General features: G+C 69.3%; 23 protein-coding genes. 11 read left to right on the top strand and 12 right to left on the bottom strand.

The window, feature by feature from the left end; translation table 11 throughout:
• Positions 1 to 6: 6 nt before the first annotated feature.
• Positions 7 to 1518 carry a hypothetical protein gene (locus KF887_07695; protein QYK42969.1) on the bottom strand — a complete coding sequence of 504 codons (1512 nt, stop codon included), beginning with the start codon at positions 1516 to 1518 and terminating at the stop codon, positions 7 to 9.
• Between the two features lie 70 nt (positions 1519 to 1588).
• Entirely contained in the window at positions 1589 to 1948 is a 360-nt protein-coding gene (gene uraH, locus KF887_07690; protein ID QYK42968.1) for a hydroxyisourate hydrolase, read from the bottom strand.
• A gap of 148 nt (positions 1949 to 2096) precedes the next feature.
• On the opposite strand from uraH, the gene puuE reads away from it, so the two are divergent.
• The 4 genes from puuE (at position 2097) to KF887_07670 (ending at position 6362) form a co-directional block, all read left to right on the top strand.
• A complete protein-coding gene (gene puuE / locus KF887_07685) occupies positions 2097 to 3500 on the top strand; it encodes an allantoinase PuuE (GenBank protein ID QYK42967.1) in 1404 nt (467 codons plus the stop codon).
• Positions 3497 to 4339: a (S)-ureidoglycine aminohydrolase gene (locus tag KF887_07680; protein ID QYK42966.1), complete on the top strand. Its 843-nt coding sequence runs from the start codon at positions 3497 to 3499 to the stop codon at positions 4337 to 4339. Before puuE ends, KF887_07680 begins: the two co-directional genes overlap by 4 nt.
• A gap of 49 nt (positions 4340 to 4388) precedes the next feature.
• On the top strand, positions 4389 to 4862 hold the full coding sequence (locus tag KF887_07675; protein QYK42965.1) for an ureidoglycolate lyase: 474 nt from the start codon (positions 4389 to 4391) through the stop codon (positions 4860 to 4862).
• Positions 4863 to 4946: 84 nt separating this feature from the next.
• Complete coding sequence (locus KF887_07670) at positions 4947 to 6362, top strand: purine permease (protein QYK42964.1); 1416 nt, start codon at positions 4947 to 4949, stop codon at positions 6360 to 6362.
• Positions 6363 to 6407: 45 nt separating this feature from the next.
• Here the strand turns inward: KF887_07670 and KF887_07665 are convergent, their stop codons facing one another.
• Positions 6408 to 7184, bottom strand: coding sequence for a methyltransferase domain-containing protein (locus KF887_07665; protein QYK42963.1), 777 nt, complete (start codon positions 7182 to 7184; stop codon positions 6408 to 6410).
• 62 nt (positions 7185 to 7246) lie between these two features.
• Between KF887_07665 and gloB the strand changes: the two genes are divergently transcribed.
• From gloB to KF887_07650, 3 genes are all read left to right on the top strand, one after another.
• Positions 7247 to 8014, top strand: a complete 768-nt coding sequence (gene gloB, locus KF887_07660) for a hydroxyacylglutathione hydrolase (GenBank protein ID QYK42962.1) — start codon at positions 7247 to 7249, stop codon at positions 8012 to 8014.
• Between the two features lie 180 nt (positions 8015 to 8194).
• Complete coding sequence (gene clpA / locus KF887_07655) at positions 8195 to 10513, top strand: ATP-dependent Clp protease ATP-binding subunit ClpA (GenBank protein QYK42961.1); 2319 nt, start codon at positions 8195 to 8197, stop codon at positions 10511 to 10513.
• Between the two features lie 70 nt (positions 10514 to 10583).
• A complete protein-coding gene (locus tag KF887_07650) occupies positions 10584 to 10880 on the top strand; it encodes a hypothetical protein (GenBank protein ID QYK42960.1) in 297 nt (98 codons plus the stop codon).
• A gap of 16 nt (positions 10881 to 10896) precedes the next feature.
• Here the strand turns inward: KF887_07650 and KF887_07645 are convergent, their stop codons facing one another.
• The 3 genes from KF887_07645 to KF887_07635 all read right to left on the bottom strand — a co-directional run bounded on the left by KF887_07645 (position 10897) and on the right by KF887_07635 (position 14931).
• On the bottom strand, positions 10897 to 13035 hold the full coding sequence (locus tag KF887_07645) for a peptidoglycan -binding protein (protein QYK42959.1): 2139 nt from the start codon (positions 13033 to 13035) through the stop codon (positions 10897 to 10899).
• A 3-nt stretch (positions 13036 to 13038) separates the two neighbouring features.
• Positions 13039 to 14283 carry a biopolymer transporter ExbB gene (locus tag KF887_07640; protein ID QYK42958.1) on the bottom strand — a complete coding sequence of 415 codons (1245 nt, stop codon included), beginning with the start codon at positions 14281 to 14283 and terminating at the stop codon, positions 13039 to 13041.
• A gap of 114 nt (positions 14284 to 14397) precedes the next feature.
• Positions 14398 to 14931 carry a gamma-glutamylcyclotransferase gene (locus KF887_07635; GenBank protein QYK42957.1) on the bottom strand — a complete coding sequence of 178 codons (534 nt, stop codon included), beginning with the start codon at positions 14929 to 14931 and terminating at the stop codon, positions 14398 to 14400.
• Positions 14932 to 14995: 64 nt separating this feature from the next.
• Here KF887_07635 and KF887_07630 point away from each other — a divergent pair, with 64 nt between their 5' ends.
• Positions 14996 to 16015 carry a DUF2125 domain-containing protein gene (locus KF887_07630; protein QYK42956.1) on the top strand — a complete coding sequence of 340 codons (1020 nt, stop codon included), beginning with the start codon at positions 14996 to 14998 and terminating at the stop codon, positions 16013 to 16015.
• Positions 16016 to 16019: 4 nt separating this feature from the next.
• Here the strand turns inward: KF887_07630 and KF887_07625 are convergent, their stop codons facing one another.
• Positions 16020 to 16613 carry a nicotinate-nucleotide adenylyltransferase gene (locus KF887_07625; GenBank protein ID QYK43483.1) on the bottom strand — a complete coding sequence of 198 codons (594 nt, stop codon included), beginning with the start codon at positions 16611 to 16613 and terminating at the stop codon, positions 16020 to 16022.
• Between the two features lie 156 nt (positions 16614 to 16769).
• Between KF887_07625 and KF887_07620 the strand changes: the two genes are divergently transcribed.
• Positions 16770 to 17504, top strand: coding sequence for a hypothetical protein (locus KF887_07620; protein QYK42955.1), 735 nt, complete (start codon positions 16770 to 16772; stop codon positions 17502 to 17504).
• Positions 17505 to 17540: 36 nt separating this feature from the next.
• On the opposite strand, the gene KF887_07615 is transcribed toward KF887_07620, so the two are convergent.
• Together KF887_07615 and KF887_07610 are read right to left on the bottom strand one after the other, a co-directional pair.
• A complete protein-coding gene (locus KF887_07615) occupies positions 17541 to 18485 on the bottom strand; it encodes a sterol desaturase family protein (protein QYK42954.1) in 945 nt (314 codons plus the stop codon).
• Positions 18482 to 18883, bottom strand: a complete 402-nt coding sequence (locus KF887_07610) for a hypothetical protein (protein QYK42953.1) — start codon at positions 18881 to 18883, stop codon at positions 18482 to 18484. The genes KF887_07615 and KF887_07610 overlap by 4 nt, the downstream gene beginning before the upstream one ends.
• A gap of 99 nt (positions 18884 to 18982) precedes the next feature.
• On the opposite strand from KF887_07610, the gene KF887_07605 reads away from it, so the two are divergent.
• Both KF887_07605 and ettA read left to right on the top strand, forming a co-directional pair.
• Complete coding sequence (locus tag KF887_07605; GenBank protein QYK42952.1) at positions 18983 to 19435, top strand: GNAT family N-acetyltransferase; 453 nt, start codon at positions 18983 to 18985, stop codon at positions 19433 to 19435.
• A 314-nt stretch (positions 19436 to 19749) separates the two neighbouring features.
• The gene (gene ettA, locus KF887_07600) at positions 19750 to 21405 is read left to right on the top strand and encodes an energy-dependent translational throttle protein EttA (GenBank protein ID QYK42951.1); all 1656 of its coding nucleotides are present in this window, start codon (positions 19750 to 19752) and stop codon (positions 21403 to 21405) included.
• A gap of 221 nt (positions 21406 to 21626) precedes the next feature.
• On the opposite strand, the gene KF887_07595 is transcribed toward ettA, so the two are convergent.
• The 3 genes from KF887_07595 to atpD form a co-directional block, all read right to left on the bottom strand.
• A complete protein-coding gene (locus tag KF887_07595) occupies positions 21627 to 21977 on the bottom strand; it encodes an H-type lectin domain-containing protein (protein ID QYK43482.1) in 351 nt (116 codons plus the stop codon).
• A gap of 124 nt (positions 21978 to 22101) precedes the next feature.
• Complete coding sequence (locus KF887_07590; GenBank protein ID QYK42950.1) at positions 22102 to 22500, bottom strand: F0F1 ATP synthase subunit epsilon; 399 nt, start codon at positions 22498 to 22500, stop codon at positions 22102 to 22104.
• 9 nt (positions 22501 to 22509) lie between these two features.
• Positions 22510 to 23934 carry a F0F1 ATP synthase subunit beta gene (gene atpD / locus KF887_07585; GenBank protein ID QYK42949.1) on the bottom strand — a complete coding sequence of 475 codons (1425 nt, stop codon included), beginning with the start codon at positions 23932 to 23934 and terminating at the stop codon, positions 22510 to 22512.
• Position 23935: the final 1 nt, after the last annotated feature.

Below are 23935 nucleotides of genomic sequence, written 5' to 3'. Positions count from 1 at the left end.
CCGCGCCTAGCGCATCTTCATCCCGTTCACATGGATCGAACCGTCCGGGCGTGCCTCGATCTCGGAGGTCAGGCTGTCATCGCCCGCCCCGGGCCGCATGAACATGCCAAGCATCATCCGCGCGCCGCCGACATCGTCGGCACTGGCCAGCCCGGCCGCCACCGCCCCGTCCAGCAGCGCATTGGCGCCGGTCAGGTCAATTGTCATCCGGCCATCCGGCACGGGCGCCCCGCCCGGGGCTGTCGCAAAGGTGAACGCGCCCTGCCCCGCCACAGCGGCACCGGCGAGCGAAAGGGCGATGCTGTGCAGATCCAGCGACAGGATTTCCGGCGTCCGCGCCGGATCGGGCCCGGTCCCGGCCAGATCGTCGGCAACAAGCCCGAGAAGATCAAGCCGGGCCTTGCCCGCGACGTCGATCTCGAACGACGCGGCATCGCGCGGGAACACGCGGCCGGCGTCGAACAGATCCCAGACAGCATCGCCCAACGCGATGTCGGCCCATGACATGCGCAGCGCAAACGGGTCCGGCCCGGAATTGGCGATCAGCGGCATGCGGAACAGAAGGTCAAACGCCCCGAAGCTCGCATCGAACCCGCCTTCGGGCAGCCCGCCAACGGTTCCCCCGACGGTGCCGCCCGAAACGCTTCCTTCGATGGACATGCCGGTCCGGTCCAGCGTGGCGACCGACATTCCGGGCTGCGTGGAGATGCGGATGTCGTACTCCATCACGCGGTCCTTCGTGGCATCGGTCTGCACCGTCACGCCCTGTTCGAAATCCAGGCGAGCCGCCATGCCGTCCTGCAATGCGCGGGCCAGATCGTCGGGGCCCCGCATCGCCAGAAGCGGCGCCGTGGCAGGCACCGAAAGATCCAGCCCGATCGTCACATCCGCGCTGCGACTGGTCTGTGCCGAATTGCTGCCGAGGATCTGCGACGCCATGGTCAGATCATAGTCGAGGCTCGTCGCAACAATCTCGGCCCGCGTGCGCGTCTTCTCGCCCGGGGTCGTCTCGGCCTTCAGGGTAAACCCGTGAATGCCCAGCCCGAAGTTCACGATGAACTCGTCGCCTTGCGCGCGATCCCCGTCCTTCGCGGTGAATGTGCCCTCCAGCCGGTCGGCCGACAGGTCATACACCATCCCGCCGGTGGCCTGCCCCTCGCGCAGGATGAGCGTCATCCCCTGCTGTGCTAGGCTGAACCCCGCCGTGCCGTTTTCCGGTGACAGGATCATCGCCACCGCATCGGGAAATGCGGCAGAGACGCTGCCATCCGCCCCTTCGGTCAGCACGATCTCGGCGATGTTCACCTGCGGCCCGCCTGCCCGCAGCACCGACACCCCGGCCAGCCGCAGCGCCGCCCCGTCGCGTGCGGCCGAATCGGCCGCGACGGTCAGCCCGGCAGCCGCCGCGCCATCCCGCCAGGATTGCCAGACGTCATCCGCCGTCAGGTCGGCCCGCGCCGTGGTGCCTGCGGCCAGGAACAGCAGCGCCAGGGCAAGCGTTCGGTTGCAGGGTGGCATCGGCAGGCTCCATCATGTGTCGTCCCGCGCAACAGACCCGATGGCACGGCCCACCGCAAGCCGCCTGCTGTCAGCTGCCCCGGTAGGTCGAATAGGCGAAGGGCGAGATCAGCAGCGGAACATGATAGTGCTGCGCCGCATCCGGCACGCCGAACCGGATCGGGATTTCGTCGAGAAACAGCAACCCGCCGCCCGCCTGCCCCGACGCCCGCAGATAGTCGCCCGCGAAAAACACCAGTTCATAGGTCCCCGCCGTCAGCGCCGCACCTGCCAGCATCGGCGCGTCGGTGCGCCCGTCGGCATTGGTCACCGTCTCGGCGATCTTGCGGTGGCTGTTGCCTGACACCCGGTAAAGCGCGATCCGCACGCCCGCCGCGGGTTTTCCCCGCGCGGTGTCCAGCACATGCGTGGTCAACCGTCCGTCCGCCATCATCCATCCTCCGACCGTTTCCCGGGCAGTCTATGCGCGACCGCCCCACCGCGCGACTGCCGCGGCGCCGATAAGGACCTTCGCGGAAAATTTGAAACCGCCCCCGCGATTTCTGCCCTACCGTCATCCAAAATGACAGGAGGCCGCCTTGCTGCGCTATCCCCGCGATTTCCATGGTCACGGCCCCACCCCGCCCGATGCCCGCTGGCCTGGCGATGCCCGCGTCGCGGTCAGTCTGGTGCTGAACTATGAGGAGGGCGGCGAAAACAGCATCCTGCACGGCGACGGCCAGTCCGAGGCGTTCCTGTCCGACATCGCGGGCGCGGCGCCCTGGCCGGGGATGCGCCACTGGAACATGGAATCGATCTACGACTATGGCGCGCGTGCGGGTTTCTGGCGCCTGCATCGCCTGTTCACGACGCGCGGCCTGCCCGTCACGATCTATGGCGTGGCCAGCGCGCTGGCCCGCGCCCCGGGCCAGGTGGCGGCGATGAAGTCCGCGGGATGGGAAATCGCGTCGCACGGGCTGAAATGGGTCGATCACCGCGACATGCCGGAAGACGAGGAGCGCCGCCAGATCGCCGAGGCCATCCGCCTGCATGCCGAGGTGACCGGCGAACCGCCGCGCGGCTGGTACACCGGGCGATGCTCGGTCAACACCGTCCGGCTGACAGCAGAGACCGGTCAGTTCGACTGGATTTCCGACACCTATGACGATGACCTGCCCTACTGGACCGACATCGGCGGCCGCGACCAACTGGTGATCCCCTACACGCTGGAAGCCAACGACATGCGCTTTGCGACGGCGCCGGGCTATGTCACGGGGCGCGAGTTCGGCGACTACCTCTGCGACAGTTTCGACGTCCTGCATTCCGAAGGCGGCCGGATGTTCTCGGTCGGATTGCACTGCCGCCTGATCGGCCGCCCGGGCAAGATCGCGGGTCTGGCGCGGTTCCTCGACCATGCCGCGCAGAAGGGGGGCGCGTGGTTTGCAACGCGCGGCCAGATCGCCGCCCACTGGGCGCGCGAGAACCCGCCGGTGCGGCGCGAACGGCCCTCGCGGATGGACCGCACGGCCTTTGTCGCCCGTTTCGGAGGCGTGTTCGAACATTCGCCCTGGATCGCCGAGCGCGCGCACGGGCTGGAACTCGGACCCGCGCATGACACCGCCACGGGGCTGCACAACGCGCTGGCCCGCGCGTTCCGTTCGGCCAGCCGCGACGAACGCCTGGGCGTGCTGCGCGCCCACCCCGATCTGGCCGGCAAGCTGGCACAGGCGCGGAGGCTGACGGCCGAGTCGACCGCCGAACAGGCCTCTGCAGCACTTGACGCGCTGACCGACGACGACCGCGCGACCTTCCAGCGGCTGAACGCCGACTATGTCGCGCGCCACGGCTTTCCCTTCATCATCGCGGTGCGCGACAACACCCGCGACACCATCCTTGCGGCCTTCCGCCGCCGCATCGCGAACGACACCGAAACCGAGTTTGCCACCGCCTGTGCGCAGGTCGAGCGGATCGCCGAACTGCGCCTGAAGGACATGCTGCCATGACAAGCTACGCGCTGCCCGCCGACGGGCTGCCGCCACAGACCGCGCTGCACACCGGGCGGGCCGTGTTCACCGAGGCCTATGCGGTGATCCCGCGCGGCGTCATGTCGGACATCGTGACCAGCTATCTGCCCGGATGGGACGCGACGCGCGCCTGGATCATCGCCCGCCCGATGACCGGCTTTTCCGAGACCTTCTCGCACTACGTGATGGACGTGGCCCCGGGCGGCGGGTCGGATGCGCCCGAACCCGAGGACGGCGCGCAGGGCGTGATCTTTGTCACGACGGGTCGCCCGACGCTGACAATCGGCGACGAAACCCATGCCCTCGCGCCCGGCGGCTATGCCTATCTGCCCCCCGGCACCCCCTGGCGGCTGCGCAACGGTGGCACCACGCCCGCCGGTTTCCACTGGATCCGCAAGCTGTGGCAACCCGCCCCCGGCCTGACGCCGCCGCCCGCCTTCGTCACCAACGAACAGCACGTCACGCCGGGGGCGATGCCGGGCACGCAGGGTCGCTGGGCGACCAGCCGTTTCGTGGCCCATGACGACCTGCGCCATGACATGCATGTCAACATCGTCACCTTCGAACCCGGCGGGCTGATCCCCTTCGAGGAGACGCATGTGATGGAACACGGTCTCTATGTGCTCGAGGGCAAGGCCGTCTACCGGCTGAACCGCGACTGGGTCGAGGTCGAGACGGGCGACTACATGTGGCTGCGCGCCTTCTGCCCGCAGGCCTGCTATGCCGGGGGGCCGGGGCGGTTCCGCTATCTGCTCTACAAGGATGTCAACCGTCACGCCAACCTGCGCGGGGCGCTGGCCGACAGGGGGGCAAGGTGACCCGCGCAGGCGCCGCAGGGCGGACGGCGACAGCGGACGGGCGCCCGGCATGAAGACAATCCGCCCTGCCCCCCTGACCGCCGCCGCCTTCGCACCCTATGGCCAGGTGCTGGATGCGGCGTGCGAATTCCGCCTGATCAACGCCGGGCTCTGCCGCCGCCATCACGACCGCGCGACGCTCGACTTCGCGGACGGGCGGGCGGGCATCTCGGTCTTTCACGCCGAACCCAGGGCCCTGCCCTACGCCTTCGACCTGATCGAGCGCCACCCCGAGGGCAGCCAGGCCTTCCTGCCGATGACGCAGCATCCCTTTCTGGTCATCGTGGCGCCCGATCCGCAGGCAGAGCCGCTGGCCTTCATGACGAATGGCGCGCAGGGCATCAACCTGAACCGCGGAACCTGGCACGGCGTGTTGACGCCGCTTCATGCGCCCGGACTGTTTGCCGTGGTCGATCGCATCGGACCGGGCACGAACCTCGAAGAACACCGGTTCACGGAACCGTGGACGGTGACGGCGCCCTGACCGGCGCCACCTGACCGGACCGCCTCCGGGGGGAGGGAGCGGAGACGGCGAGAACAACATGTCCCCCAGGGAAAGGATCAAGCCATGACCGCGACCTCGCTGGGGTCCGCGCAGGAAATGCGCGACCCCGACTACATGCCCCCGCTTGCCCAGGCGGTTCCGCTGGGCATCCAGCACGTTCTGGCGATGTTCGTCTCGAACGTCACGCCCGCCATCATCGTCTGCGGCGCAGCCGGGATCGGATTCGGGTCCGATCAGGCGGCCCTCGGCTTTCCGGACATGACCTACATGATCCAGATGTCGATGCTGTTCGCAGGCATCGCCACGCTGTTCCAGACCATCGGGATGGGCCCGGTCGGGGCAAGGCTGCCCATCGTGCAGGGCACGTCCTTCGCCTTTGTCCCGGTGATGATCCCGGCGGTGGCGGGCATGGGTTCGGCGGGTCTTGCAGGGCTGATGACCGGCGTCGTGATCGGCGGCCTGTTCCATTTCTGTCTGGGGTTCTTTGTCGGGCGCATCCGCTATGCGCTGCCGCCGCTGGTCACCGGGCTGATCGTGCTGATGATCGGCCTCGCACTGGTCAAGGTCGGCATCCAGTATGCGGCGGGCGGCGTGCCCGCGCTTGAGGCGGGGCAGCGCGCCATCGCCGCCGCGCAGGCCGCCGGAACGCCGGTCGACTGGTCGCAGGTGCGTTTCGGCAGCCTTGCCATGTGGGCGCCCGCCATCGTCGTCGTGCTGGTCACGCTGGCGGTCAAGTTCTTCGCACGCGGCTTCATGGCCATCGCGGCCGTCCTGATCGGCCTGATCGCGGGCTATGTCGTGGCCTTCGCCATGGGCCAGGTCAACCTGACGCCCATCGAGCGCGCCGGGGTGTTCGCGCCGCCGATGCCGTTCAAGTGGGGGTTCGAGTTCAACACCGCGATCATCCTTGGCATGTGCTTCATGGCCATCGTCTCGGCGATCGAGACGGTCGGCGATACCTCGGGGATCACCAAGGGCGGCGCCGGGCGCGAGGCCACGGATCGCGAGATCACCGGCGCGACCTTTGCCGACGGTGCGGGCACGGCGATTGCCGGGGTCTTCGGTGGCCTGCCCAACACCTCGTTCAGCCAGAACGTCGGCCTGATCGCCATGACGGGCCTGATGAGCCGCCATGTCGTGACCATCGGCGCGGTGTTCCTGATCGTCTGCGGCCTGATCCCGAAGATCGGCGCGGCGATCAACACCGTGCCGATCAACGTGCTGGGCGGCGGAGTGATCGTGATGTTCGGCATGGTCTGCGCCAGCGGTGTCAACATGCTGTCCGAGGTGCGGTGGAACCGCCGCAACATGGTGATCTTCGCCACCGCGCTGTCGATCAGCCTCGGCCTGCAACTGGAACCCGCAGCGCTTCAGCACATGGGGCGGACGGCACAGATCCTGCTGACCTCGGGTCTGCTGCCCGCGGCGGCCATCGCCATTGTCCTGAACCTGCTGCTGCCCGAGGATCTGGGCGACTGACGCGGCCGGCACGGATCGCGGGCCGGGGTGCACTCCGGCCCGCCTTCACTCCGCCATCCGGCCCAGCCCCGGCGTCCGGGCGGGCTGCGGGCGCGGCTGGCCGATGCCCTCCAGCACGCCCAGCGGCTTGCGCACCGTGGCGCCAAGCCCCCCGCGCCGCGGCTGCCACACCTGTTTCGTGGCCTCGACCATCAGCACGCCACCCGCCCGCCATGGCAGCACGCGGCGCCCCATCCGCTCCCAGAAGGCCGACGTGCGCAGCCAGAACCGGGCCTGGGACGGCGGCGCATAAAGCGCCGAGATGCTGCGCTCCGGGGTAAAGCCGTGCCGGACAAGCTGCGCCTCCAGCTGGCGCGCGGTGTAGGGGCGCCCGAAACCGAAGGGCGTGCCATCGGCCCGCGCCCAGATGCCGCCACGCGCGGGCACCACGAACAGCGCCCGGCCGCCAGGTGCCAGCACCCGCGCGCCCTCGTCCAGGACCGCGCCGGGATGTTCCGAGGTTTCCAGCCCGTGCAGCATCACCAGCTTGTCAATCGACCCGCCCGCAAGCGGCCACTGCGTTTCCTCGCACAGGACCGACACGTTCTCCATTCCGGCGGGCCAGGGCATCACCCCCTGCGGTGCCGGCATCAGGGCGACGACGCGCGCCGCATCGGGCAGGAAGGGCCGCAGCAGCGGCGCGGCAAAGCCGAAGCCCGCCACCGATTGCCCCTTGTGGTCACCCCACATCGCCACCACCTGGTCGCGGATCGCCCGCTGCGCCACGCGGCCCAGCGGGGTACGGTAGTAGAAGTTGCGCAGGTCGAGCACGTCGAGGTGCATTGCGGGCCTGGGACTTTCCGGTCAGGGTCGACGCAGGATAGGCAAGGACGAGGGGCAAGACCATGACATTCGAACTGCTGACCGTGCCCTGCCTGTCGGACAACTACGCCTTTCTTCTGCACGACCCATCCTCGGGCGCCACCGCCCTGGCCGATGTGCCCGAGCCGGCGCCGATCCTGGCCGCGCTGGCCGCCCGTGGCTGGCGGCTGACCGACGTCTGGATCACCCACCACCACCGCGACCATGTCGGCGGGCTGGCCGATATCGTGGCCGCCACGGGTGCGAGGGTCACGGGCGCGGCGGCGGACGCGCATCGGCTGCCGCCGCTGGACCGTGCCGTCCGGCCCGGCGAGTCCTTCGAATTCGCGGGGGAACGGGTGCATGTGATCGACGTATCGGGCCATACGGTGGGGCATGTGGCCTTTCACCTGCCCGCTGCGGCCATCGCCTTCACCGGCGACAGCCTGATGGCCGCAGGCTGCGGGCGGATGTTCGAGGGCAACGCCCCCGACTACCACGCCGGGCTGTTGCGGCTGGCGGCGCTGCCGGACGATACGCGCATCGCGTCCGGCCACGAATACACCGCCGCCAACCTGCGTTTCGCGCTGTCCCTTGAACCGGCCAATCCCGACATTATCTCGCGATCCGAGACGGTGGCGTCCCTGCGCACGGCAGGCCGCCCGACCGTGCCGTCCCTTCTTGCGGAGGAACGGCGAACCAACCCCTACCTGCGGGCACATCTGCCCGCGCTCAAGGCGGTCATGGGCCTGGCCGACGCGCCCGACGCCGCCGTCTTTGCCGCGATCCGCGCGGCGAAGGACAGATTCTAGGCGCATCCTCGACGGCGCCGCAGCACTTCTGTCACTTTTCGCGGCGTTCGCCCGATGTTCGGGCGACTTCCGAAAATACCACTTGAAGCCCGGCCAAAAGAACCGAAGTTTAACCTTCATGAGGCCAGGCTTCGGCGGGGCTGCAAGCCCCCCGGACCCGCAGGACAGGAGCACCGGAACGTGCCGTCATTTTCCCAGACCCTCGAGCAGGCCATCCACGGCGCACTTGCCCTTGCAAATGCGCGCCGCCATGAACTCGCGACCCTCGAGCATCTTCTGCTCGCACTGATCGACGAACCCGATGCCGCGCGGGTGATGAAGGCCTGCTCGGTCAACCTCGACGAGCTGCGCAAGACGCTGCAGGACTTCATCGACGACGATCTCTCGACGCTCGTGACCGATGTCGAGGGGTCCGAGGCGGTGCCCACCGCCGCCTTCCAGCGGGTGATCCAGCGTGCGGCGATCCATGTGCAATCCTCCGGCCGGACCGAGGTCACGGGTGCCAACGTGCTGGTCGCGATCTTTGCCGAACGTGAATCGAACGCCGCCTATTTCCTGCAGGAACAGGACATGACGCGCTACGACGCGGTGAACTTCATCGCGCATGGCGTGGCCAAGGATCCGTCCTATGGCGAAAGCCGGCCGGTGACCGGCGCCGATGAACCGCAGGAAACCCCCAAGGCCGAGGCGGGCGAGGCCAAGGAATCCGCTCTGTCGAAATACTGCGTCGATCTGAACGTGAAGGCCCGGAAGGGCGACGTGGACCCCCTGATCGGCCGCGACATGGAGGTCGAGCGCTGCATCCAGGTGCTGTGCCGCCGCCGCAAGAACAACCCGCTTCTGGTGGGCGACCCCGGCGTGGGCAAGACCGCCATCGCCGAAGGCCTGGCATGGAAGATCGTCAAGCACGAGGTGCCCGAGGTTCTGGCAGGCGCCACGATCTACAGCCTCGACATGGGCGCGCTTCTGGCCGGCACACGGTATCGCGGTGATTTCGAGGAACGCCTGAAGGCCGTGGTCAAGGAGATGGAGGATCACCCCGACGCGATCCTGTTCATCGACGAGATCCATACCGTGATCGGCGCGGGCGCCACCAGCGGCGGGGCCATGGATGCCTCCAACCTGCTGAAACCCGCGCTGCAGGGCGGCAAGCTGCGCTGCATGGGCTCGACCACCTACAAGGAATTCCGCCAGCACTTCGAGAAGGATCGCGCGCTGTCGCGCCGGTTCCAGAAGATCGACGTGAACGAGCCTTCGGTGGAGGATTCGATCAAGATCCTCATGGGCCTGAAGCCCTATTTCGAGGAACATCACGACCTGCGCTACACCTCCGAGGCGATCAAGTCCGCGGTGGAACTGGCCGCGCGCTACATCCATGACCGCAAGCTGCCCGACAAGGCCATCGACGTCATCGACGAGGCCGGCGCGGCGCAGCACCTCGTGTCGGAATCGAAGCGCCGCAAGACCATCGGCCCGAAGGAGATCGAGGCGGTGGTGGCCAAGATCGCCCGGATTCCGCCCAAGACCGTCAGCAAGGACGATGCGGAAACCCTGCGCGATCTGGAAAAGACGCTGAAGCGCGTCGTCTTCGGCCAGGACAAGGCGGTGGAATCGCTCTGCTCGGCGATCAAGCTGGCACGCGCGGGCCTGCGCGAGCCGGAAAAGCCCATCGGCAACTACCTGTTCGCGGGCCCGACCGGCGTCGGCAAGACCGAGGTCGCCAAGCAGCTGGCCTCCAGCCTGGGCGTGGAACTGCTGCGCTTCGACATGTCGGAATACATGGAGAAGCACGCCGTTTCCCGTCTGATCGGCGCGCCTCCGGGCTATGTCGGCTTCGACCAGGGCGGGATGCTGACCGATGGCGTCGACCAGCACCCGCATTGCGTGCTGCTGCTGGACGAGATCGAAAAGGCGCATCCGGATGTGTACAATATCCTGCTGCAGGTGATGGACCACGGCAAGCTGACCGACCACAACGGCCGGCAGGTCGATTTCCGCAACGTGATCCTGATCCTGACCACGAATGCGGGCGCTTCCGACATGGCCAAGGCGGCCATCGGCTTCGGCCGCGACAAGCGGTCGGGCGAGGATACGGCGGCGATCGAACGGCTGTTCACGCCCGAGTTCCGCAACCGCCTGGATGCCGTGATTTCCTTCGCGCCTCTGGCCAAGGAAACCATCATGCAGGTCGTCGAGAAGTTCGTGCTCCAGCTCGAGGCGCAGCTGATGGATCGCGGCGTGCATATCGAACTGACGCCCGAGGCGGCCGCCTGGCTGGGTGACAAGGGCTATGACGACAAGATGGGCGCCCGGCCTCTGGCACGGGTGATCCAGGAACACGTCAAGAAGCCGCTGGCCGAGGAACTTCTGTTCGGCAAGCTGATGAAGGGCGGTGTGGTGCGCGTGGGCCTGAAGGACGACGCCATCGACCTGCAGATCGAAGGTCCGCAGAAGCCGCGCCTGACCGGATCGAAACCGCCACTCCTGACGGCGGAATGATCCCGGACCGTGACCGCAGCGAAGGCCCCCGCGGATGCCGGGGGCCTTCGGTTCCGCGCTGAGGCAGGGCATGTCCGACACGACGGCGCAGCGCGCGATCCTCGAACTTGCCGCCGCGCGGGGCGAGGTGGTTCTGGCCGGAAACAAGGAATACTATTCCTACCTTCAGCGGCAGGCCAATGGCCTGTGGCTGCGCGTCGATGGCGACACCATGACCCGCCAGGAGGAGGTCACCCAACTGCAGGACGCCGACGTGCTGCAAGCGATCTTCTGGCGGGCCCGCGACATGCTGGGGCATTACGGACCCGATGACGGCTCGGTCACCTGGCAGGATGTGCTGGCCTGGCTGCACGGCAGCCGCGTCTGACGGCCCCGCCGCCCGCCTATCGTTCGGTCAGCTTCAACTCGATCCGCCGGTTCGCCGCCCGTGCCTCGGCGCTGTTGCCCGTGGAAACGGGCTGCCATTCACCGAACCCGGTGGCGGCCATCCGGTTCGGCGGGAATCCCAGATCGTCCTGCATGAACCGCACCACCGACAGCGCCCGCGCCTGGCTGAGCGCCCAGTTGTCGGCAAAGGCCCCGAAGCCCGACAGCGGCACGTTGTCGGTGTGCCCGTCCACCCGGATGATCCAGTCGATGCCCGCAGGGATGCGCCCCGAAATTTCCCGCAGCGTCGCCACCACACCCGCGATCTGCGCCCGGCCCTCGGGCGACAGGTCGGCCGAACCCGGCGCAAACAACACCTCGGACGAGAACACGAACCGGTCGCCCACCACGCGAACCCCCTCGCGGCCGGCAAGAAGCTCGCTCAACTGCCCGAAGAACTCCGACCGGAACCGCTCAAGATCCTGGTTCGCGGCCTCCAGCCTCTGGCGTTCGGCGGCCTCCAGATCGGCGCGGCGCCGTTCCTCGGCCGCCACCTGCGCCAGGGCGGCGTTCAGCCTGCCGCCAAGCGCCTCGATCTGCACCTGCGCGGCGGCATCGCGGGCGCCCGCCTCGTCCAGCAGCGCCTGAAGTGCCCCAAGCTGCGCCCGCAGGGCCGCAACCTGCTCGTTCAGCAACGCAACCTGCCGCTGCGCCTGCAATGCCCCCTCGCGTTCGGCAGACAGCGCCGCCTCGGCGGCGGCCAGCCGCGCGGCGCGCTCATCGCCCGATGTCGCGGCCGATGCCGCCTCCGACCGCGCGGCGGCCAGCAGCGTCAGGGTCTCCTCGGCCCGGCGGCGCTGCTCTTCCAGCGCCAGTGTCATCGCCGTCAGTTCGGTCTCGGCCCCGGCCAGCCGCGCCCGCAGCGCCTCGGCAGCGGCCAGGTCGGCCAGGCGCTGCGCCTCGGCCTCGGTCAGCGCGCCCTCCGTCTCGGCCAGCCGCGCGCGCAGGGCCTCGGCCGCCGCCGCCTCGGCCAGCCGGGCCTTCTCGGCCTCGCTCAGGCCCGCCTCGATCTCGGCCAGCCGCCGCCGCGCCTCGGCCAGGGCGGCCGCCTCGGCCAGCCGCGCGCGCTCGGCCTCGGTCAGGGCGCCCTCGGCTTCGGCCAGCCGGGCGCGCAGCGCGTCGGCCGCGGCCAGATCGGCCAGCCGCGCGCGTTCCGCCTCGGTCAGGCCCGATCGCGCCTCGGCCAGCCGTGCGCGCAGCCCCTCGGCCTCGGTTCCCGCCGCCGCGATGACCCGGCCCAGTTCATCGGTCAGGCCCGCCACCGCTGCCTTCAGCCCGTCGCGTTCGGCCGTCGCCCGCGCTTCGGCCTCGGTCAGCGCCGCGACACGCGCGGTCAGGGCGGCGATCTCGTCCGCCCGGTTGCCCGCCAGCCCCTCGGCCGCCTGCAGCCGCGCCAGGGCCTGCGCCAGCGTGGCCTCGCCCTCGCTGGCCTTCGCCCGCAGGTCGGCCACGAGCGCCTCCATCGCATCGGCCCGCGCCGCGGCCAGCCGCGCCGCCTCGGCCCCCGCGTCGATCTCGGACCGCGCGGCCGCAAGCGCCAGGTTCAGCGCCTCCTGCTCGGTCAGCAACTGCGCGCGCGCAGCCTCAAGCTCCGCGACCGACGTCGACAGCCGCGCGCCTTCGTCGGCCAGGCGGTCGCGGTCGGCCAGCAGGCTGGCCACCTGCGCCTCGAACGCCGCGATCCGCCCGCCCGCCGCCTGCAGATCGGCCTCGCGCGCCGACAGGGTCGCCGACAGCGTCGCGATCATCGCCGCCTGCTCGGCCCCTTCCGCCCGCGCCGTGGCCAGCCCTGCGGTCAGCTGCCCGACCTCGGCCTGCAGCCGCTCTGCCCGGTTCCGCTCCAGCCCCAGGGCATCGGCCAGGCCCGCGACCTGCTCTGTCAGCGCCTGCAGCGCGCTGTCCTGCCGGGCAATCTCGGCCTGGCGCTCGGCAAGCTCGCTGTCCTGCGCCGAAATCGTGTCGCGCAGGACCGACTGCACGATCATGAAGATCGACAGCACGAACATCAGCACCAGCAGCAGCGCGGTCATCGCATCGACGAAACCGGGCCAGCTTGTCCCCGCCATCCGTGCACCGGTCCGCCGCGACAGCGCCATCGGTCAGCGCCCTCCCTGCCCGCGTCCCAGCTGCCGCACCGCCGCCGTCAGTGCCGCCAGATCGGTGCGCAGGTCGGTCACGCTTTCCTGCCTGCCGGCCGAAATCTCCTCCAGTATCCGCAGAAGCTGCACGTCGATCGACCGCAGGCGCATGCGGCTTTCCGCATCCACACCCGCCGTGTCGGGCGCAGGGGTTTCGGTCAGCCGCGCGGCAATGCCCTCCTGCCCGGCGGCGATGGCCTCCTGCCCGGCCGCAATGGCCTCCTGCGCCGCCGCGATCCGCGCCAGCACCTCGGCCAGCCCGCCGTCGCGCCCGGTCTCGCCCTCGATCCGCTGCGCCAGCCGCTCGACCGATCCGGCCAGCCGCAGGATACGCTCGTCCAGCACGGCCCGCCCGGCCTCGGCCCGGGCGGCCAGGGCGATCAACCCTTCCATCTGTGCCTCGATGCGGCCTGCATAGTCGCCCAGGGCGCCCGCCACGGCGCCCGCGTCGCCGCTGCCCTCGCCGTCACCGGCGGCAAGGCCGATGCGCGTGATCGTCGAGGTCCATTCCTCCAGTTCGCGGAAGAACCGGTTCTGGCCATGACCCGCGAAAAGCTCCAGCAGCCCCACGACCAGCGATCCCGCCAGCCCCAGCAACGACGAGGAAAACGCCGTGCCCATCCCGCCCAGCTGCGCCTCAAGCCCGCCCATCAGCTTGTCGAAGACCTGAACGCCGGTCTCGCCCTCTTGCGGGGCTAGCGCGCGGATGGTGTCGACGACCGCCGGCACGGTGGTTGCCAGACCATAGAACGTGCCCAGAAGCCCCATCAGGATCAGCAGGTTGACGATATAGCGCGTGATGTCGCGCGCCTCGTCGATCCGCATCGCCACGCTGTCCAGGATCGAACGCTGCGAGGTCGTCGAAATCTGCAGCCGCGACCGCCGCGCCGCCAGCAGCGACGCCAGCGGCGCCAGAAGGCGCGGCGCGTCGGCGGCGTCGATGCCGGGGCGCCCGCCCGCGAAACCCTCGATCCAGCTGACGGAATAGATCAGTTGCACGACCTGCCAGATGCAGGCAACGACACCGATCAGGAACACCACGCCGATGGCACCGTTCAGCCAGATGTTCGCGCCGAACACCTCCTTGACCTGCGGCAGGGCCAGCCATGCCCCGGCCGAGACAAGGCCGATGACGGCCAGCATCAGCACGATCTGCCGCACCGGCTGCGTGAAGGACGCCCCGGGGGTGGCGGTGGTCTTGTCCATCGGCGCGGCTGCCCCCTCTTGCCCTTGCCCCTCGCAGATTAGGCGCTGCCCGCCCCCCCCCGCAACGCCCCGCGGGTCACAAGCGCAAGATTCCCCGCATGAAAAGCCGAAAGATCACGCGCCACGCAGGGCCCGCACCCGCGCCACCAGCCAGTCGAGGTCGGGATCGGCGATGCCAAGTTCCGCCAGATGCGCCGCCGTCGCATAGAGATAGTCGCAATTCGCGCCCCGCCCGCCCCGCGCGGTCGCGATGATGCGGGCCTGCTCCTCCATCGCGAGCCCTCCGCAATACTGCCCGTGCCCCGGGTCGATCACATAGGCAAGCGCGGTCAGCCTGCCCTCCGCCTCGACCGGCAGCCACTCCTCCAGATAGGCGGACGAGATCAGTTCGCGTTCGCGCAGCGCGGCCAGCGTCGCCGCCTCCGCCCCCGGCGCGACCCGCAGTGCCAGCCCGTCGCAGAACGCCCCGGATTCGCGGTCAAGCGCCAGCACAAGGCCCGGCGCCTCGACCGACCCGCGATGGTGGATCGACCGCATGCAGAACCCGCGCCGCCAGCCGTCCAGCCGCGCCAGCCGCCGCTCGGCAACCGGAAATCCGGGATCCCAGATCAAGGATCCGTAACCGAAGACCCAAAGCGCATCCTGCATCGCTGGTCCTTTCCCCTGTCCCGCCTTAGAACCCGGGCGCAAGGCAAAGGAAAGGGGCGGCGTCATGCGGTGGCTCGTCTGGGTGGTGGTCGGCGCGGCGGTGCTCTGGGGCGGGCTGTGGTTCGCGATGGCCACGGCGGTCAGCCGTGGCACGGCGGCGGCCTTCGACCAGATGTCGGCGCAGGGCCTGCTGGCCGAGCGGGCGGGCATCGCGGTGAACGGCTTTCCCAACCGCCTCGACCTGACCGTCACCGAACCCCGTCTGTCCGACCCGGTCACCGGCACCGGCTGGACCGCACCCTTCGTTCAGGTCTTCACGCTCACCTGGAAACCCTGGCACATCATCGCCGCCTTCCCGCCGGAACAGCGGCTGGCGCTGCCCGGCGCCTCTGTCACGCTGGCGTCCGACCGGCTTCAGGCCAGCCTGGTGGTGCAGCCCTCGGCCGCGCTGCCGCTCGACCGGCTGGCGGTCGCGGGGGATGCGCTGCACCTGACCCTGGCACCTGGGGCCGCCGCCCCCGCCACTCTGGCGGTGCGGACCCTGCGCCTGGGCACCCGCCGCGACCCGTCGCGTGCCGACACGCATGAGATCGGGCTGGACCTGTCGGGCATTGCCCCCGATCCCGCATTCTTCGCGGCACTTCCCCCCGGCACCACGCTGCCCGGCGAGATCGACCGCCTGCGCGTCGTGGCCTTTGCCGGGCTTTCCGCGCCGCTCGACCGTTTCGCGGGCGATGCCCGCCCGCAGCTGCTGCGCCTTGACCTGCGCGAGGCATCGCTGGGCTGGGGCGGGATCGCGTTCTGGGCCGAAGGGTCGCTCGCGCCCGATGCCGAGGGCTTTGCCGAGGGCCGCATCGACATCCGGCTGACTGGCTGGCGCGCGGCGCTGGATGCCGCGGTGGCGGCCGGGCTGATCCGGCCGGAAATCGCCCCCACATGGGCCGAGTTCGCCCGGCGCCTCGCCGAAACCTCGCCCGATCCGGACCGGCTCGACCTGCCGCTGACGCTGGGGCGCGGACGCATGTCGCTGGGGCCGCTGCCGCTGGGCCCGGCCCCGCGCCTGACCGGCACCGCCGGGGGCTGACGGATCAGCCGCGCCAGTCCCCCCGCGCGCGGATCGCGCTTGACGATGCCTTGACCATCGGCAGCGCCACGAAGGCCCAGGCGGGCGCCGCAGCCCCGCGCAACCCGCGCGGCACCTGCCGCCGCGCCATCATCGCCCGTCCCGCAGGCGACAGCAGCGCGCGCGCGCCCTGCCCCGGTCGCGCGGCAACCGCCACCGGCACCATCTTCAGGATGTCCTGCCAGCGGTCCCACCGGTGGAACTGCGCCAGGTTGTCCGCCCCCATCAGCCAGATGAACCGCACGCCCGGATAACGCAGCCGCAACCCGCGCAGCGTGGCCGCGGTGAACCGCGTGCCCATCCGCACCTCGACATCTGTAACGGTCACGCGCGGGTGGTCCATCACCGCCCGCGCCCGGGCAATGCGCGCGGCCAGCGGCGCGGGTCCGCGCGACTTCAGCGGGTTGCCGGGCGACACCAGCCACCACACCGCATCCAGGCCCAGACGCTTCATGGCCTCGCGCGAGATATGGGCGTGGCCCTGGTGCGCGGGGTCGAACGAACCGCCCAGCAGACCGATCACCATGCCACGCTCTGCCCTGGGCCAGCCCTGCCGCACGCCCGTGATCCCCTGCAATTCCCGGCCCGATCTGGCGTCGCGGGCAGGGCGATGTCAACGCGCCCCGTCCGTCAAAAATATGCATCCGGCGCACATCAAAGGTGGACACCCGAGTCCCCGCCCGCTACGCGAAAACAGGAAATGAAGGGAAGATAGATGGCTGCTTTCAACGGAACGAAGTACAATGAAGTGATTTATATGAACTTTCTCAGTTCAACTGTAACTGCGTCGCCCGGCGACGCCAGCCCCAGTGCGGCAGACGACACGATCTTTGGCGCCGGCGGCAACGATATCATCACCGTCAACGGCGGCAATGACATGATCTATGGCGGCAACGGAGATGACTCGATCAGCTTCTTTGGCGACAGTGCGTCCGTCTTTGGCGGCCGCGACGACGACTACATCTACATGCTTGGCGATGGCCAGTATTACGTCGATGGCGGCGTCGGCAACGACACGATCCTCGGCGCCGCGGCGACCGACACGCTGTTCGGCGGCGACGGAGATGACGTGATCTATGTCGCGGGCGGCACCGGTCGCGGGGCGAACGGCCAGGACGCGCTGTTCGGCGGCGCCACGAATGACCGCCTGTTCGGCGGGGCCGACGACGATCACCTGACCGGCAATGCCGGCAACGACACGATGAGCGGCGGCACCGGCCAGGATACCTTCGTGTTCCATGCGGCCGCGCACGAAGGCCGCAACCTGATCACGGATTTCGAGGTCGGCGTCGACAAGATCTCGATCTCGGGGGTCAGCTTCGCCGACCTGACGCTGCGCTCGATCCAGGGGGGCACCGGCACCAGCATCATTCTGGACAGCGGCACCCGCATCGTGCTGCGGGGCGTGGACATCGACACGCTTCAGGAAAGCGACTTCTACCTGTTCTGACACCCGCGTCCGGTGCGGGCCTCCGGGCCCGCGCGCCTACCGCGCCGTCACGTCCTCGAACCCGGGCGTCCCGGCCTCTTCCGGGTGGCGCGACAGATGTGCGCGCTTGATCGCCTCGGAGGTCTCGCGGCTGCCATCGTGGCTCCAGCCCGGGGGGCCGAACGCATACATCACCCGGTCGCGCCAGGTGATCCCGCGCTGCGTCACGTCGCGCCAGATGCCCACCCATTCGTGGAACGCGATGCGGATCGGGTTGAACGTGCCAAGGTTGTGGACCAGCCCGTAATCCGGCTTCTCGCGGTCCAGCTCGGGCACGAAGGTGCCGAACAGCTTGTCCCAGATGATGAACACCCCCGCATAGTTCGCATCCAGATAGCGCGGGTTGCGGCCATGGTGCACCCGGTGGTGCGACGGCGTGTTCATCACCGCCTCGACCCAGCGGGGCAGGCGCCCGACTGCCTCGGTATGGATCCAGAACTGATAGATCAGGTTCAGCCCGCCCACGAACACGATCATCGCCGGATGGAACCCCAGCAGCACCAGCGGCGCCCGCACGATCATCATGAAGGTGAAGGTGCCGGTCCAGGTCTGCCGCAGGGCGGTCGTCAGGTTGTAGTGCTGGCTCGAATGGTGGTTCACATGGCTGGCCCAGACCCAGCGGCAGCGGTGCCCGATACGATGCACCCAGTAGTAGCGCAGATCATCCAGCACGAAGCACAGGATCACCACCGGAATCGAGGTTCCCAGGTCCAGCGGCGTCAAGCGCCACAGCAGCATGTAGAAGGCAAAGCCCACGAACCCCAGCAGGATCCCCTCGGCCACATTGCCCGCCCCCATGATCAGGCTCGTCACCGCGTCGCGGGTCTCGTAGCGCCCGCCCTTGCGGCGCCAGATGATGTAGCCGATCTCGATCAGGATCAGCAGGATGAACAGCGGCACCGCCCATTGCACCACGTCCGGATACTGCAGGTCGCCCATCATGCCGCGTCTCTCCTCTCTGTCGCGGCAAGCCGCCCCAGCCAGTCCGCCGCCATGGCGGCCGGCATCGCCACCACCACCGGCGGCGCCCCGAAATCGTCGAACCGCAGCCGCAGCCCCCGCGCCACCGCATCGGCCCCCCGGATGCGATGCGCCACCGTATCGGCCCCGAAGGACCGGATCAGCCCCGGCCCGCCCCGGGTTTCCACCATCGCCGCCATGCCCCCCGGCGCCAGATGCACCGCCGTCACCGTGTCCTGCGGAAAATGCCGCGCCCAGCCGGTGCGCACGGCCTCAGCGTCCGACAGGTCGAACCGCCGCGAAGCGCCGGTCAGGTGCAGCAGCACCGCGATCCCCGCGATGCCCCCCACCACCAGCACAAGCAGCAACTCCAGCGGCATTCCCTGTTCCCCCCGCTGCCGCAGGCTGCCCCGGCTTGGCCCGGCCGGTCAATCGCGGCGTTGCGTCACCCGCGCCGCCGCGCCATGCTGCCCCCCGCCATGACACCCGCCATCACCCCCGCCGACCCCGACGGCCCCGCCGCGGACACCTGCCTTGCCGCCTACTTCGCCGAACTTGCGGCCCGATTCCCCGAAGGTTTCGACCCCGGGCCGGGCCCCCATGGCGCCGCCTTCCACCCGCCGCACGGGGCCTTCCTGATCGCGGGCGATCCGCCCCGGGGCTGCGTCGGTCTCGCCCCCGGCCCCGATCCCGCGACGCGTGAGGTCAAGCGCCTCTGGGTCGCCGCCGACGCGCGCGGCACCGGCCTTGCCCGCCGCCTGATGCAGGCCGCCGAGGATGCGGCCCGCGCCATGGGCGCCACGCGCCTCGTGCTCGACACCCACCCCACCCTCGCCGAAGCCATCGCCTTCTACCGGCGCGAGGGCTGGCTGCCCGTGGCGCGCTACAACGACAACCCCTACGCCGGCCACTGGTTCGCCAAGGCGATCTGAAGCCCCCGGCGCGCGGCCCGTCCGGCCGTTGCGCCATCGGCATCGAATCGGCCGGAGCCGGGCGTCTGGCGCCGCGACGCGCATCCGGGGCGGCATCACCGGCCATGGGGCGCGGCGCTGGCGGCGGCACGCGCTGGCCGGGCGCCGCGCGAAGCCGGTCAGGCGGCACCCAGGCACGCGCCCGCGCCACCGCTCGACAGCCTTGTCGGGTTCGCCGGGCTTTTCCCGTTCCGCCACCCGAGGCGCCGCCTAATCCCTTGGCTCCGCGCCGCCCGCAGGATAGAACGCCCCGTCACCAGCCGCGGGGGTAAGTCATGGCCAGCTACCAGTACGTCTATCACATGGACGGCGTGTCCAAGGCCTATCCGGGCGGCAAGAAGGTGTTCGAGAACATCCGCCTGAACTTCCTGCCCGGGGTCAAGATCGGCGTCGTCGGCGTCAACGGTTCGGGCAAGTCCACGCTGCTGCGGGTGATGGCCGGGATCGACAAGGATTTCACCGGCGAGGCCTGGGCCGCCAAGGGCGCGCGGGTGGGCTACCTGCCGCAGGAACCCCAGCTTGACCCCGCGCTCGACGTGCGCGGCAACGTCATGCTGGGCGTCGCCGCGAAACAGGCCAAGCTCGACCGCTACAACGAACTGGCGATGAACTATTCGGACGAGACGGCCGAGGAAATGGCCAGGCTCCAGGACGAGATCGACGGCGAGAACCTGTGGGATCTCGACAGCCAGATCGACGTGGCCATGGAAGCGCTGCGCTGCCCGCCCGACGATGCGCGGGTCGATACCCTCTCGGGCGGCGAGAAACGCCGCGTCGCGCTCTGCAAGCTCCTGCTGGAGGCGCCCGACATGCTGCTGCTGGACGAACCGACCAACCACCTGGATGCCGAAACCATCGCCTGGCTTCAGAAGCACCTGATCGAATACCGGGGCACGATCCTGATCGTCACCCATGACCGCTACTTCCTTGACGACATCACCGGCTGGATTCTCGAACTCGACCGCGGCCGGGGCATCCCCTACGAGGGCAACTATTCCGCCTGGCTGGAACAGAAGGCCAAGCGCCTGGCGCAGGAGGCGCGCGAGGACAAGGCCAAGCAGAAGGTGCTGGAGCGCGAACTGGAATGGATCCGCGCGGGCGCCAAGGCGCGGCAGGCCAAGCAGAAGGCCCGGATCAACGCCTATGAAGAGATGGCGGCAAAGACCGAGCGCGAAAAGATCACCTCGGCGCAGATCATCATCCCCAACGGCCCGCGCCTCGGCGGCAAGGTGATCGAGGTCGAGGGCCTGAAAAAGGCCATGGGCGACAAGCTGCTGATCGAGAACCTGACCTTCTCGCTGCCGCCGGGCGGGATCGTCGGCGTCATCGGGCCGAACGGCGCGGGCAAGTCCACGCTGTTCCGCATGCTGACGGGCGAACTCGCCCCCGACGCGGGCACCGTCACCTTCGGCGACACCGTGCAGCTTGCCTATGTCGACCAGTCGCGCGACGCGCTCGACGCCGGCAAGACGGTGTGGGAAGAGATTTCGGAAGGGCTCGAGATCCTCGACATCGGCGATGCCACGATGAACAGCCGGGCCTATTGCGGCGCCTTCAACTTCAAGGGCGGCGACCAGCAGAAGAAGGTCGGCCTCCTGTCGGGGGGCGAACGCAACCGCGTCCACATGGCGAAACTGCTGCGGCGCGGCGGCAATGTGCTGCTGCTCGACGAACCGACCAACGATCTTGACGTGGAAACCCTGCAGGCGCTCGAGGCCGCGCTCGAGGACTTCGCGGGTTGCGCCGTGATCATCAGCCACGACCGCTTCTTCCTCGACCGCCTTTGCACCCACATCCTCGCCTTCGAGGGGGATGCCCATGTCGAATGGTTCGAGGGCAACTTCGAAGCCTACGAGGAAGACAAGATCCGCCGCCTCGGCCCGGACTCGGTGGAACCGAAGCGCGTGAAGTACAAGAAATTCGCCCGCTGAGGGCGTGGGGGTCCATCCTCGCCGCGCGCAGGGCGTGGATGGACCCCCGGTTGCCCCCGATGCGTCACGGCGATGCGCGCACCCCCGGCAGGCCGCCGGGCCGATGCCCATCCGCGCGACCTGCGGCCAATCCCTAACGATCCGTAAATTCGCGAGGGCAAGCCATTGATTTCGCTTGCCTCGCGCAGCGTCCCATCGTGGGACGCCCCCCGGGGCGTGCCTCAGTCCACGTCCCAGTCGTCCTCGTCCCGGACCGGACCGATTGCCATCCATTCGGCCCGGATGCGGGCCACGCGGGTATCGCCCCAGGTCTTGAAGACGATATGAAACCCCTCGGCCGTCACCTTCTCGGCGCCGATGTCGGCGCGCAGGTTGGTTTTCTGGTCCATGTCCCACATCGAGATTCCCACCGTCACCACCGGCAGGTCCGAGAAGGCTTCCTTGAAGGTGATCACATGGCGGCTCTCGCGCGGGCCCTGCCCCGTCCACATCTGCCCCCCGTCGGCGAAATCCGAGAACAGCACGCGGCTGCCCTGCTGGATGCCGATCGAGGATGTGGAAAACCGCTTCATCCGGCCCTTCGTCATGATCCCCCGACCCTCGCATGAAAAACGGGCGGAAAGGTGGAAAATTCAAGCCGCTCTACGACAAAGGGCCCCGCCGTGGCAGGGCCCCCGCACAACCGTCGGCGACGGGTCAGTGGCCCGCCGCCGCCTTGAGCGCCAGCATGTCGCCGACCGCCTTTTCCGCCGCGTCCCGCGTCTCGGGGCCCGCGGCCGCCGCAGCCTCGCGCGCCTCGGCCACCAGGGCCTCCAGCATCGCGGCCGAGGCCTCCTCTGCCGGAACCGCCCGCTCGGCCAGCACCGACACCGCGCCCGCCGTGATCTCGGCAAAGCCGCCGGTCACCACATAGGCCTTGGTCCCGTCCCCCGCGACCGCGCGCAGGATGCCGGGGCGCAGCGTGGTGATGGTGGGGGCGTGCCCCTCCATCGCCGTCAGGTCGCCGTCGGCGCCCGGGATCTGCACCTCGGTCGCCGAGACGGAGGCAAGCCTGCGCTCCGGCGACACGAGGTCGAATTGCACCGTGCCAGCCATGTCGCCCCCTTATGCCGCAGCCGCGGCCATCTTCTGTGCCTTGGCCACCGCCTCGTCGATGTCGCCCACCATGTAGAAGGCGCCCTCGGGCAGATGGTCATACTCGCCCGCGACGACCGCCTTGAAGCTGGCGATGGTCTTTTCCAGCGGCACCTGCACCCCGGGCGAGCCGGTGAACACCTGCGCCACGTCGAAGGGCTGCGACAGGAAACGCTGGATCTTCCGCGCGCGGGCCACCGTCAGCTTGTCCTCTTCCGACAGTTCGTCCATCCCGAGGATGGCGATGATGTCCTGCAGCGACTTGTAGCGCTGCAGGATGCCCTGCACCGAACGGGCCACGGTGTAATGCTCCTCGCCCAGGATCTGCGGGTCCATCAGGCGCGAGGTCGAGTCGAGCGGGTCCACCGCCGGATAGATCCCGAGTTCCGAGATCGCCCGGCTCAGCGTGGTGGTCGCGTCGAGGTGCGCGAACGAGGTGGCGGGCGCAGGGTCGGTCAGGTCGTCGGCCGGCACGTAGATCGCCTGCACCGAGGTGATCGAGCCCGCCTTGGTCGAGGTGATGCGTTCCTGCAGCGCGCCCATGTCGGTGGCCAGCGTCGGCTGATAGCCCACGGCCGAGGGGATGCGGCCCAGAAGCGCGGACACTTCCGAACCGGCCTGGGTGAAGCGGAAGATGTTGTCCACGAAGAACAGCACGTCCGTGCCGGACTGGTCGCGGAACTGTTCGGCCAGCGTCAGGCCGGTCAGCGCCACGCGGGCACGCGCGCCCGGGGGCTCGTTCATCTGGCCATAGACCAGGGCCACCTTCGACTTCGTCAGGTCGTCGATGTTGATGACGCCCGACTCGATGAACTCGTGGTACAGGTCATTCCCCTCGCGGGTCCGTTCGCCCACGCCCGCGAACACCGAATAGCCCGAGTGCACCTTGGCGATGTTGTTGATCAGTTCCTGGATCAGAACCGTCTTGCCCACGCCGGCGCCGCCGAACAGGCCGATCTTGCCGCCCTTGGAATAGGGCGCCAGCAGGTCGATCACCTTGATGCCGGTGACGAGGATCTGCGCCTCGGTCGACTGCGCGGCAAAGTCGGGGGCGGGCTGGTGGATCGCGCGCAGCGGCGCGTCGGTGATGGCGCCGCGCTCGTCGATCGCGTCGCCCACCACGTTCAGGATGCGGCCCAGCGTCAGGTCGCCCACCGGCACCGAGATCGGGCCCTCCATGTCGGTCACGGCCGCGCCGCGCACCAGACCCTCGGTCGCGTCCATGGCGATGCAGCGCACGGTGCTTTCGCCCAGGTGCTGCGCCACTTCCAGAACCAGACGCTTGCCGTTGTTCGTGGTCTCAAGCGCGTTCAGGATCGCCGGAAGCGCACCGTCGAACTGCACGTCCACCACGGCGCCGATCACCTGCGTGACTTTGCCAGTTGCCTTTGCCATG

The organism is Paracoccaceae bacterium, assembly GCA_019454225.1.
In the GTDB taxonomy this organism is placed as follows: Bacteria; Pseudomonadota; Alphaproteobacteria; order Rhodobacterales; family Rhodobacteraceae.
This window is presented reverse-complemented; position numbering and strand designations above follow the sequence as displayed.